12 protein-coding genes are annotated in these 11,998 nt (G+C 65.3%); 11 read left to right on the top strand and 1 reads right to left on the bottom strand.

All coding sequences use genetic code 11. The features are described 5' to 3' along the window. Positions 1-420 precede the first annotated feature (420 nt). The 11 genes from CH295_RS04665 (at position 421) to CH295_RS04615 (ending at position 9,904) form a co-directional block, all read left to right on the top strand. Positions 421-1,419 carry a substrate-binding domain-containing protein gene (locus tag CH295_RS04665; RefSeq protein ID WP_032405682.1) on the top strand — a complete coding sequence of 333 codons (999 nt, stop codon included), beginning with the start codon at positions 421-423 and terminating at the stop codon, positions 1,417-1,419. Between the two features lie 34 nt (positions 1,420-1,453). Beyond that, the gene (locus tag CH295_RS04660) at positions 1,454-2,443 is read left to right on the top strand and encodes an ABC transporter permease (protein ID WP_037194422.1); all 990 of its coding nucleotides are present in this window, start codon (positions 1,454-1,456) and stop codon (positions 2,441-2,443) included. Continuing rightward, positions 2,440-3,222 (top strand): ATP-binding cassette domain-containing protein, encoded by a 783-nt coding sequence (locus CH295_RS04655; protein WP_037194425.1) that lies wholly within the window; start codon positions 2,440-2,442, stop codon positions 3,220-3,222. The genes CH295_RS04660 and CH295_RS04655 overlap by 4 nt, the downstream gene beginning before the upstream one ends. Further along, complete coding sequence (locus CH295_RS04650; protein WP_094739905.1) at positions 3,203-4,126, top strand: PfkB family carbohydrate kinase; 924 nt, start codon at positions 3,203-3,205, stop codon at positions 4,124-4,126. Before CH295_RS04655 ends, CH295_RS04650 begins: the two co-directional genes overlap by 20 nt. Beyond that, positions 4,116-4,766, top strand: a complete 651-nt coding sequence (locus CH295_RS04645) for a nucleoside/nucleotide kinase family protein (protein WP_094739904.1) — start codon at positions 4,116-4,118, stop codon at positions 4,764-4,766. Before CH295_RS04650 ends, CH295_RS04645 begins: the two co-directional genes overlap by 11 nt. A gap of 45 nt (positions 4,767-4,811) precedes the next feature. Beyond that, the gene (locus CH295_RS04640; RefSeq protein ID WP_094739903.1) at positions 4,812-5,846 is read left to right on the top strand and encodes a LacI family DNA-binding transcriptional regulator; all 1,035 of its coding nucleotides are present in this window, start codon (positions 4,812-4,814) and stop codon (positions 5,844-5,846) included. A gap of 8 nt (positions 5,847-5,854) precedes the next feature. Continuing rightward, positions 5,855-6,877: a class II fructose-bisphosphate aldolase gene (fbaA, locus tag CH295_RS04635; RefSeq protein WP_094739902.1), complete on the top strand. Its 1,023-nt coding sequence runs from the start codon at positions 5,855-5,857 to the stop codon at positions 6,875-6,877. Between the two features lie 93 nt (positions 6,878-6,970). After that, on the top strand, positions 6,971-7,378 hold the full coding sequence (locus CH295_RS04630) for a YciI family protein (protein WP_037194437.1): 408 nt from the start codon (positions 6,971-6,973) through the stop codon (positions 7,376-7,378). An 8-nt stretch (positions 7,379-7,386) separates the two neighbouring features. After that, positions 7,387-8,559, top strand: coding sequence for an RNA polymerase sigma factor (locus CH295_RS04625; RefSeq protein ID WP_094739901.1), 1,173 nt, complete (start codon positions 7,387-7,389; stop codon positions 8,557-8,559). 103 nt (positions 8,560-8,662) lie between these two features. Beyond that, the gene (locus tag CH295_RS04620; protein WP_252341903.1) at positions 8,663-9,625 is read left to right on the top strand and encodes an alpha/beta hydrolase; all 963 of its coding nucleotides are present in this window, start codon (positions 8,663-8,665) and stop codon (positions 9,623-9,625) included. 63 nt (positions 9,626-9,688) lie between these two features. Beyond that, complete coding sequence (locus tag CH295_RS04615; protein WP_037194440.1) at positions 9,689-9,904, top strand: hypervirulence associated TUDOR domain-containing protein; 216 nt, start codon at positions 9,689-9,691, stop codon at positions 9,902-9,904. A 56-nt stretch (positions 9,905-9,960) separates the two neighbouring features. On the opposite strand, the gene CH295_RS04610 is transcribed toward CH295_RS04615, so the two are convergent. Then, on the bottom strand, positions 9,961-11,967 hold the full coding sequence (locus CH295_RS04610) for a hypothetical protein (protein WP_094739921.1): 2,007 nt from the start codon (positions 11,965-11,967) through the stop codon (positions 9,961-9,963). Positions 11,968-11,998 lie beyond the last annotated feature (31 nt).

The raw sequence follows: 11,998 nt of genomic DNA, 5'->3' as shown, positions 1-11,998 counted from the left end.
GGCGGGTACTGGGGCCGCGAAAACTGGGGAGGCGGGGACTTGGGCGTCGGAGGCTGATCGGCGGAGGGGCCTGATCGGCGGCGATCGCAAATGCGCGCGCATTCGTCAGGTGCGCGTGGAATTGCCAGCCGATCGGGCACTATTTTGCGCGCGGATGGCAAGAGCGCGCGCGTTTGCCGGGGACCGAGGTGGTGACGGGCGGCGTCCAAGGCCAGACGATCGCGCGTGTGCGGGGGCCTGGGGCGCTGCGCGGGGCGGGACTCGACGATCGCGTGACCCCCGTCACGAACCGGTCAGCCGGTCGGTCAGAAAAAGACTCCGAGTTTGTTTCGCGAAAGCGCATGCGCAAGCGCTTGTATCGGTCTTAGGCTCCTGCAATCGAGCGACGCGACCGCGTGGCTAGGGGACAAGGGAGTCCACATGTTCAATCACCGTCGGAAGTCTGCGCTGACGATCGGAACCGTGCTCATGGCCGGTTCGCTCGTCTTCGGCCTCACCGCGTGCAGCAGCTCGGACTCGGACAGCGTCAAGGTCGGGCTCATCACCAAGACGGATTCCAATCCGTACTTCGTGAAGCTGCGCGAGGCAGCGCAGGCGCAGGCGGATTCCAGCGGAGCCGAGCTGGTGGCTCTGGCCGGCGCATTCGACGGTGACAACGAGGGTCAGGTCGCAGCCATCGAGAACCTGGTGGGGCAGGGTGTGAAGGGGATTCTGATCACCCCGAACTCGTCCACCGGAGTCCTGGACGCGATCAAGAAGGCACGTGACGCCGGCGTTGTCGTCATCGCCCTCGACACGGCAACCGATCCCGAGGACGCGGTCGACGCCACGTTCGCGACCGACAACAAGGCCGCAGGCGTCAGCCAGGGCGAATGGGTCAAGGGCACGCTCGGAACCACTGCACCCCAGGTCATCATGCTCGACGGCACCGCGGGCGGCACGGTCGACACCTTCCGTCACGACGGCTTCCTCGAAGGCATGGGCCTGACCGACAGCTCGTCGGAGATCGTCGGCCAGGAGAACACCAACGGTGACCAGACCAAGGCGCAGACGGCCATGGAGAACCTGCTGCAGCGCGCACCGGGCGTCAACGCGCTCTACACGATCAACGAGCCCGCCGCGGCGGGTGCGTACCAGGCGATTCAGTCCGCCGGCCGCGCCGATCAGATCACCATCGGCTCCATCGACGGTAGCTGCACCGGCATCGCGAACGTCAAGTCCGGCATCATCGGTGCGACGGTGCTCCAGTTCCCGGCGAAGATGGCCGAGCAGGGCGTCGACGCGGTCGTCAAGTTCGCCCAGGACGGCACCAAGCCCAGCGGCTTCAACGACACCGGCTCGCAGCTCGTCACCGACAAGCCGGTAGCCGGCATCGAATCCCAGGACACCGCATGGGGCGAAGCGAATTGCTGGGGCTGATCGCGACGCACCGGCGAACACAGGGATCTGATTCGTGAGTACCGACACCGCTGCGCCTCCCAAGGCTCCGAGCCGGTTCAACGTGGGAACAATCCTGCGTGAACCGCTGCTCGGGCCGATGGCCGCGCTCCTCATCGCCGTCATCGTCTTCAGCTCGATCTCGAGCTCGTTTCTCAACCCGCAGAACGTCTCTCTGATTCTGCAGCAGTCGGTGGTCGTCGGCATTCTCGCTGTCGGCCAGACGCTGATCATCCTGACCTCCGGTATCGATCTGTCGATCGGTGCGGTGGCGGTGATGGGCACCATCGTGATGGCGCAGTCGGCAGGCGCGAACGGTCCGGTGGTCGCACTGGGTTCCACGCTTGCCGTGTGTGTGGCGTTCGGTGCGATCAACGGCGGATTGGTGACGATGCTGCGACTACCACCGTTCATCGTCACGCTCGGCACGTTCACCGCGATCCAGGCAGCCACCAGGTTGCTGGCCGGCTCCGAGACCTACCAGGTGCCGAGCGGACCACTGACGCTGCTGGGTACCTCGTTCAAGATCGGCAGTTTTTCCACGACCTACGGCGTGGTGGTGATGCTGCTGGTGTACGCCGTGATGTGGTATGCGTTGTCCCAAACCTCTTGGGGCAGGCATATTTACGCGGTCGGCGGAAGCCCGCAGGCCTCGGACCGCTCCGGCATCAAGTCCGGACGCGTGCTGTTCTCGGTCTACATCGTGACCGGGGTCATCGCGGCGATCGCGGCATGGGCAGCGCTCGGACGGATCCCCAACGCCGATCCGAACGCTTATCAGAACGCCAACCTCGAAACGATCACCGCGGTCGTCATCGGTGGAACCAGTCTGTTCGGTGGCCGCGGCACCGTCATCGGCACTCTCATCGGAACTCTGATCGTCGGTGTGCTCCGCAACGGGCTCACGCAGGCAGGCGTCGACAGCCTGTACCAGAACGTCGCGACCGGCATTCTCGTCATCGTCGCGGTGGCCGTCGATCAATTCGCACGTAGGAGGTCACAGTGAGTGCCACCCTCGCTCTGGAAGCGCGTGGTCTGGTCAAGACCTACGGCAGCGTCACGGCCATCAACGGTGCAGACTTCGAGTTGCGGGCCGGTGAGGTGCTGGCGGTGATCGGCGACAACGGTGCCGGAAAGTCCAGTCTCATCAAGGCTTTGGCCGGGGCTGTCATTCCGGATTCGGGTGAGATCCTGATGAACGGCTCGCCGGTGTCGTTCAAGAACACGCGCGACGCACGAGCGGCAGGCATCGAGACGGTCTATCAGGACCTGGCCGTCATTCCGGCTCTCGACATCGCGTCGAACGTCTATCTGGGACGCGAGATCAAGCGTAAAGGCATCAGCGGCAGTCTTTTTCGTCGACTCGACATGCCGCGGATGCGCGAGGAATCCTCGAAGCACCTGCAGGATCTCAAGATCGGCATCAAGTCGGTCAATCAGGCGGTCGAGACGCTCTCCGGCGGTCAGCGTCAGGGCGTTGCAGTTGCCCGGGCTGCAGCGTTCGGACGCGGAGTGATCATCATGGACGAGCCGACGGCCGCACTCGGCGTGCGGGAGTCGGGCATGGTGATCGATCTGATCCGCACGATCCGCGACCGAGGCATTCCGGTGGTGCTCATCAGCCACGACATGCCGCACGTGTTCGAGGTCGCCGACCGGATTCACATCCACCGTCTCGGCAAGCGGGCGGGCGTCGTGGATCCGAAGAACCGCACCATGTCCGAGGTCGTCGCGCTCATGACCGGCGCGGAGGAGCCGACCGACGATGAACGTGCCGGACTCTGAATCGACAAGTCCGGTCGGTGTTTTCGTCGGGCTGGCGACACTCGACATCATTCATCGAGTGTCGGCAGCGCCGGCACCCAACCAGAAGATCACCTCGAGTGCCCAGTTCGTCGCGGCGGGAGGTCCTGCCGCCAACGCGGCAGTGACATTCGCCGCGCTGGGCGGGACGGCTGTGCTCGTCACCGCGCTCGGAGACGACCCGGTGGCAGCGCTGGTCAAGGCCGACCTGGCGGAATTCGGAGTGCGGGTGATCGACGCGGCCGAGGGCTCCATCAGGTCCGTTCCCGTCTCGGCGGTGACGGTGATCGAATCGACCGGGGACCGGTCGGTCGTCTCGGCCGACGCCGTCAACTCCGACGCCTCGCCGCCGGAAGGTCTAGAGGCCGTCGTTGCCGGTGCCGACGTCGTTCTCGTCGACGGGCACCACCCCCTGATCGCCTGCGCCGCCGCTGAACATGCGGCGGCGCGGGTCACCACGTTGGTCGTGGACGCCGGTCGTTGGAAACCGGTGATGAGCGAGTTGATTCCGCATGCCACGGACATGGTGTGCTCGGCGGACTTTCGCGCCCCCGGTACCTCGGACACGGCGGACTCTGCCGCAGCGCTTGTCGGATCCGGCGTTCGAACCGTCGTCACCACCCACGGCGGCGAGCCCGTCGAATGGTGGTCCGAGGGATCGTCGGGATCGGTCGAGGTGAAGCCGGTCGCAGTGGTCGATACTCTGGGTGCCGGGGATGCGTTCCACGGCGCGTATGCCTACTACTCCACGCAGCCAGGCTCTCTTTCCGAGCGCATCGACAGGTCGGCTCGGGTTGCCGCACTGCGCTGCTCGGTGATCGGCCCCAGAGTGTGGCTACACGAACTTCCCATCCGCGGACTCGAAAGCGACAACGGTGAGCATTGACCAGGACGTACAGGAAGCCACCCTCGAAGAACTCGTGGAGCTGGCACGAAAGCTGGCCGTGTCCGGTGAGCGGCGCATACTCGGCCTGACCGGTGCACCGGGTGCCGGAAAGTCCACTGTGGCACAGCAACTCGTCGACGCGCTCGGGCCGGAGCTCGCGGTACTGGTTCCGATGGACGGATTCCACCTTGCCAACGAGGTGTTGATCGAGCTGGGCCGGCTCGATCGCAAGGGTGCCCACGACACGTTCGACGACGGTGGTTACGCGCGGCTCATCGCGGCCGTGCACGATCAGCAACCAGGTGGTCCCGTCGTGTACGCGCCGAGATTTCGCCGAGAGATCGAGGAATCGATCGGGTCCTCGATCCCGGTGCCGTCGACTGTCCCGCTCGTCATCACCGAGGGCAACTACCTGCTGATGGAGTCCGACGCGTGGCCGTCGGCGCGGGCGATGATCGACGAGGTCTGGTTCCTGGCTCCGCACACCGAGGTTCGGCACAAACGGCTGGTGGCTCGGCACGAGGCCTACGGAAAGTCGCACGAGGATGCGGAGTTCTGGGCTCTCGGATCGGACGAGCGCAACGCGGAACTGATCGGGTCGACTGCGCGCCGCGCCGATCGAATCCTGCGGCTGACATGACGATTCCACAAAGCCACGAGATGCGACAGCGCTGGGCGCTCTGACATGCCCACGATGGACGATGTCGCCCGCCTGGCCGGGGTATCGGTATCGACTGTCTCACACGTGCTCAACGGCACGCGCAACGTCAATCCCGCCACCCGGCAACGCGTCGATGCGGCTATTCTCGAGATCGGCTACCGACGCAACGTCGTCGCTCGATCGCTCGCGGCAGGTCGGACTCACACCGTGGGACTGTCCATCGCCGCATTGACCAACCCGTACTTCGGCAGCCTGGTCCATGCCGTCGAGGAGCGGTTGTCCGAGGCCGGTTACGTACTGATCCTCGGTGATTCGCACGACGAGCCGCGTTCCGAGCGCAGGGTGACGGACTCGTTGCTGGACCGTCAGGTCGACGGCATGATTCTCGCGCCTGCAGCGGGCTCGGAGTTCTCCACGATTCCCGAGATCGTGCGTAGCGGAACGCCTCTGGTGCTGATCGACCGGATGCTCGACGTCGCGTGCGATCAGGTGGGTCCGGAGAACGACGTGTCGGCGTACGAACTCACGACCCACCTTCTCGACGCCGGACATCGCCGCATCGCGATCGTTCGCGGCATCGAGGGGATCTCCTCCACCACAGAGCGATTCGACGGCTATTCCCGCGCACTGGCCGATCGAGGAATCGAGTTGGATCCCAGGTTGATCCTCGACGGTCGGTCCAGTGTCGAGGTGGCCGAGTCTCGGGTGCGTGGACTGATGTCGGGTCCGGATCGGCCGACGGCTCTGGTGTCGATGAACAATTCGATGACCATCGGATCACTGAAAGCCGTTCGTGGCCTGGGTTTGTCGATTCCCGCCGATCTCGCCTTCGTGTGCTACGACGACTTCGAGTGGTCGGATCTGTTCGAGCCCCGGCTCACGGCCGCGGCTCAGGACGTGCAAACGATCGGCAGAACCGCAGCCGACCTACTCCTCGGCCGCATCGAGGGGCGCGAGGACGCGCCCCGATCGATCCGCGTACCGACCACCTTCACCCACCGAAATTCCTGCGGCTGTACGGCACCATCAGTCGACATGCCGGCCGCACCCGAAAGATAGGACAGCTCATGCCGATTGCCAGTCCGGACCAGTATGCCGCCATGCTGGATCGCGCCAAGGAGGGTGGATTCGCCTACCCGTCGATCAACGTCACCGGCTCGCAGACTCTCAACGCAGCTCTGCAGGGATTCGCCGAGGCCGAGAGCGACGGCATCATTCAGGTATCGGTCGGTACCGCACTCTATTTGTCCGGGAACGCCGTGCAGAACCGCTTCGCCGGGTCCAAGGCGCTCGCGCAGTACGCCCACGAAGTGGCGCAGCACTATTCGATCTCGGTGGCGCTGCACACCGATCACTGCCCCGCCGAGAATCTGGACGACTGGGTGCGGCCACTGTTGGCCGACGCCATCGACCGACGCGGACGCGGACTCGACCCGCTGTATCAATCGCACATGTGGGACGGTTCGGCCGTGCCGCTCGACGAGAATCTGCGTGTCGCTCGCGAATTGCTCGATCTGTCGGTGCAGGCGAACACGATCCTCGAAATCGAAGTGGGCGTGATCGGCGGGGAGGAGGACGGCGTCTCACACGAGATCAACGAACAGTTGTACTCGACTGTCGACGATGCGCGCGCCACGATCGCCGCGCTCGGCGCAGGGGAGCGCGGTCGATACATGACTGCCCTGACCTTCGGCAACGTACACGGTGTCTACAACCCTGACTCGGTGCACCTACGCCCGGAAATTCTTGCCGAGATCCAGGCCGTCGTCGGAGCCGAGACCGGTAAGGACAACCCGTTCGATCTGGTGTTCCACGGTGGATCGGGATCCAGCGCAGAAGACATCGCCTCCGCCGTCGCCAGCGGGGTGATCAAGATGAACATCGACACCGACACCCAGTACGCGTTCACCAGATCCATCGCGGGTCACATGCTGAGCAAGTACGACCAGGTTCTCAAGGTCGACGGCGACTACGGAAACAAGAAGGCCTACGACCCCCGATCCTGGGGCAAGCCGGCCGAGACGGCGATGGCGGCTCGGGTGGTCGAGGCGACACAGATGCTCGGCTCGGCAGGGCGCACGATGCACTGATCAATTTCCGTCGAGCGTGTAGAAATCGGCGGACCGGCTTCGTCCCAGGGTCGAATGCGGCAAGAATGGCCGCACCGACTGTCAGGAGACACCATGGCGAAGTACCTCATGCTCAAGCACTACCGCGGAGCCCCCGAGCCGGCCGACTGGGTTCCCATGGACCGGTGGACCCCTGCCGAAGTGAACGACCACATCCAGTTCATGCGAGATTTCGCCGCCGAGCTCGAGAAGACCGGAGAGTTCGTCGATGCGCAGGCCCTGGCCCCCGAGGGAACGTGGGTGCGCTCGGACGGGGAAGGGAAACCACCCGTCACCGACGGTCCGTTCGCGGAGACCAAGGACCTGATCGCAGGCTGGATGGTCATCGACGTCGACTCCTACGATCGCGCGCTCGAGCTGGCCGGACAGCTGTCGGCTGCGCCGGGCGCAGGGGGCAAACCGATCGACGAGTGGCTCGAGTTGCGCCCGTTCATGGAGGCTCCTCCCACGATCGCCGACTGACGATCACCATGGACCCCCAGGTGCTGCGGGCATTGACGCCCGCAGTGATCGGCGTCCTCGTCCACCGCGGAGCAGATTTCGCGTCGGCCGAGGACGCCGTGCAGGAGGCGTTGGTACAGGCGAACTCGACGTGGGTCGACGCCGAGCCGACGGACCCGAAGGGTTGGCTGGTGACCGTCGCGTGGCGACAGTTTCTCGACGCGCAACGCTCCGAGAAGGCGCGACGAGCCCGCGAGGATCGAGTCGCTGCGCAACCGGATCCCGGCAGAGTGGGCGGCGTCGACGACACGTTGCAGTTGTTCTTTCTGTGCGCGCACCCGTCGCTCGGTCCGGCGGCAGCGGTGGCGCTGACGCTGCGTGCCGTCGGGGGATTGACGACGCGGCAGATCGCGCAGGCGTACCTGGTTCCGGAGAAGACCATGGCGCAACGCATCAGCCGAGCCAAACGCACAGTGCGCGACGTGCGTTTCGACGCGCCCGGGGATGTCGGGACAGTGCGACGGGTGCTGTATCTCGTCTTCAACGAGGGGTACACCGGCGACGTCGATCTGGCGGCCGAGGCGATCCGGTTGACCCGGCAGTTGGCCAAACTGTCCGACGACGAGGAAACATCCGGGCTGTTGGCGCTGATGCTTCTGCACCACGCACGCCGTTCGGCCAGGACCGGATCCGACGGCCACGTCATCCCGCTCGCGGAGCAGGACCGATCTCGTTGGGACACAACGCTGATAGCGGAGGGAGTGTGGATTCTGCAGGCAGCGCTCGCGCAGGATCGGTTGGGCGAGTTCCAGACGCAGGCGGCCATTGCCGCCCTGCACGCCGATGCGCCGACTGTGAACGAGACCGACTGGCCGCAGATCGTCGAGTGGTACGACGAGTTGCTCGCTCTCACCGACAGTTCCGTCGTGCGACTCAATCGAGCGGTGGCGATCGGGGAGGCCGACGGTCCGGCGGCGGGGCTCGAGGCACTCGGCGAGGTCGATCCGGCCGTCCCGCGGCACACGGCGGCGGCCGCGTACCTGTGCGAGAAGGCCGGTGATCTGCTGCGTGCTGCCGACCTGTACGTGCAGGCGGCGGAGCAGGCGTCGTCGATCCCCGAGCGGCACCATCTGACGCTGCAGGCCGCGCGGTTACGGGCCGGCCGAGACCGCCGCGAGCGAACGGACCGATCGGTTTCGTAATCCGATCGTTAGCGGTAGGAAGCGAAATTCGTGCGACCCTCGATTGGTGCTGATGTTGCGTGTGGGACAGAAGAGAAAGAAGCGAACTCGATCCGCTGTGGTCGTGACGGCCGCCGCGGTGGCGTCGATGCTGATGACCGGAACGACGGCGCAGGCGCTGCCGGGGAACTCGGGATCGGCCGACGCGGCTGCCGGAGCGGTCGGCATCCATCAGGTGTCGGCGACTCGCGCTGTGCTGAACGTGTTCTCCCCGTCCATGAATCGCGTCATCTCCAACGAGGTGCTGCATTCCCCCGACGGTGGACCCGCACCCACTCTGGTGCTGCTCAACGGCGCACTCGGCAACGAGGACGGCGTCGGGTGGCTCAACAACTCCGGCGTCGAGAATTTCTTCCTGGACAAGAACGTCACCGTCGTCGCACCGATCGGCGGCCGCTTCAGCTTCTACACCGACTGGCAGACAACGGATCCGGTGCTCGGCAGCAACATGTGGCAGACCTACCTCAGCCGCGAGCTACCCGCCGCTGTCGACGCGGCCTATGGATCGACCGGCAGGCGCGGCGTGGCGGGGCTGTCGATGAGTGGTGGTCCCGCACTCGACCTGGCGATCCAGGCCCCGGATGTGTTCGACGCGGCCGCGTCGTTCAGTGGGTGTCCGGCACCCTCCAACCCGCTTGCCACTGCGGGCATCTCGGCGATGATCGCCGGCGGACTCAACAACCCCTTCAACATGTGGGGCCTGCCGGGAAGTCAGGGGTGGCGCGATCACGACCCGTCGCTCAACGTCGAGCGTCTACGCGGAACGGCGGTGTATGTCAGCTCGTCTCGAGGGCTCCCCGGACCGGTGGATCGGATCCCCGAGGGCGCGATCCCGCCGTTCGGAGGAATGGTGGTCGAAGCGATGGTCAACCACTGCACATCGATCTTCGTCGACGCCCTGCGCCGAGCCGATGTGCCGGCAACGGTCTCCATGCGAGAGGAGGGCGCGCACACCTGGCCGTTGTTCGAGGATCAGCTGCGCGAAGCCTGGTTCACCACGCTGGCACCGGCTCTGGGAACCAGCTGATTGCGCCGCCACTCCCGCGGGTAAGCGCACGTGAGACATCATCGGCGAAAGGACACCCTGACCATGGCGAAAGACGAACTGCACAAGGGCGACAAGGTCGAATGGAAGACCCACGGCACCACGACCGAGGGAACGGTGGTGGAGAAGATCACCTCCGAGACCGAAGCCGCGGGCCGCACCGTGAAGGCATCGAAGGACGAGCCGCAGTACCGCGTCGAGAGTGACAAGTCGGGCAAGGACGCGGTGCACAAGCCGGACTCGCTCGACAAGAAGGACTGACGCCCGACCGAACAGCGATGCGCCCCGAGTCACGGACTCGGGGCGCATCGTGCATCTCAGGCCTCGGGCACCGAACGTTCTGCGCCCCAACTCCGCTCGATGTATCCCCGGATCCGCTCGATCTCCTCGGCGGGAATTCTCTCGGGCTCGCCGTTCTCGAGGGGATCGGTGTGGAATATGTACAGCCGTGAGGCGAACTGGTCGAACGGCAGCGAACCCTCGCCTGCGCGTTCGCCGTTGCCCGCCGTTCCCACCACGACGCCGTCACCCCAGTCCTGGCCGCTGTCGTTGTTCGGGTTGAAGAAGTACACCCGCATGACGCCGTCGGGATCGGTGTTCACGCGCAGGATCGTGATGGCGTGCCACCCCACATACCGTGCGGCACTGTCGGTTACGGCCACACCTGCCGGTTGCGGATGGATCAACGGTTGGTGCCCGTTGTACTCCGAGTGGTACGCGGCATAGAACTGCCGCAGAAATGCGTCCAGGTCGACGAGATTGCCGGTCTCGACATCGACGTCGATGTGGAACTCGCGCGCCGACCACCATCCGTGGAACTCGGGATTGACCCAGCGGTGCGGATCGCCGGGACGATCGGCGCAACGCCGGACCATCTCGGCGTAGATGCGGTCGAGGTGCGGAACCAGCAACAGCGACGCGGGATCGAGGTCCACCGGATCGGACGTGGCGACGCCGCTGACACTGTCGGTCGACGAGATCGACTGCCCCTCGAAGTGCATGACGATCTCCTCGTCACGCGCCGCCCACACCACCATCTGCAGCAGGTAGTCGGGATCGTTGTAGGCCCACATCGATAAGGCCCGCGCCGACTGACACGTCGGGTTGTCGCCCTGACCGACGCCGAGGGGCTGACCGAGCATCGAGAGCAAACCGCCGAGCAAGCGTGACTCCGGCGCGGGGACCGGCCCGAACGTGGTGATCAGTCGTTCCCGCACCGCAGGGGCGAGCTTCAACGAGATCTGTCGCCACAGGGACGGCACGATCGGCGGCTGATGCAGAATCCCGCGATCGAGCAGCAGCGCCAAACCGTAGAGGCACTGCGCGGTTTCGGGGTACACCGTTTCTTCGATGAGGCGATGGACCAGTTCGGGGTACCGCGTCAGGCAGGTCCGGCCGGTGTCGGACAGACCGAGGGCCTCGGGCAGAACGTACGAGTAGTGGTCGACGAGATACTGCGTCAGCGTCGCGTGGTACGGCGAGACCAGTCCGGTGTCGTGCATCGCTCGCGCGAATCCGCGGGCCTCGAACTGCAACGCCTCGACGTCCATCGCTTCGAGCCGCGACCGGTACACCTCGACGCCCGGATCCTCTCGGCACGCATCGGTGGTTCCGAACAGGGCCGTGATCAACCGATCCAGGCCCTGCCCGGAGTTGCCGAGGTCGACGGTCGGATCGTCACGATAGATTGCGATGCGGGTGACCATGTCCTTGATGGTGTCCACCTGAATCGGGCGCTGCCGCAGGATCCGCCAGATTTCTTCGACCAACTCGTCGAGCACACTGTCGTAGCCGATCTGCCCGGCCACGTACCCGAACAGATCACGGATCAGATGCGCGGTACGACCCAGGCGAACTCGCTCGGACTCGGACGGGGGTGTGAACAGCACGTCGAGATTGACCGCGAGAACCTGAGAAAGGAACCGACGGGCATCCTCGGCGGTCACCGCAGCATGCTCGTACTCGCCCGCAACGATCGCGACCATCCGCAGTTCGCTGGTCGCCTCGAGCACGAAGGTGTCGTCGTTGCCGCTGCGCAGGCTGGGCCCCACGAACCCCGGAACGAGAATGTCCGGCTGGGCCCAGTCGGTGCCCGCGAACAGCCCCGCATTCTCGAGCATCTCGGCGCGTTCGCGAATTGCACCGCAACCACCGGGCTGCAACAAGACTCGATGCAACGCATCGAGAACTCGCCGCACCTTGGTGTTCTTGCTGAACTCGGGTGCATCGGCCAACGCGTGCATCGCATGGTCGAGCTGCGCCAAACGTGATGCCAACGCTCTGTCCACGGCCGTGGTCGCGTTGGTCGGTGCCGGCTCGTGCATCGTCTGTGACGGTGGGTTGGTGTCGTCCCCG

Origin of the sequence: Rhodococcus sp. 14-2483-1-2, from assembly GCF_002259405.1 — a bacterium.
Taxonomy (GTDB): Bacteria; Actinomycetota; Actinomycetes; order Mycobacteriales; family Mycobacteriaceae; genus Rhodococcoides.
The sequence above is the reverse complement of the archived record's forward strand: the minus strand, read 5'-3'. Positions and strand labels throughout refer to the sequence as shown.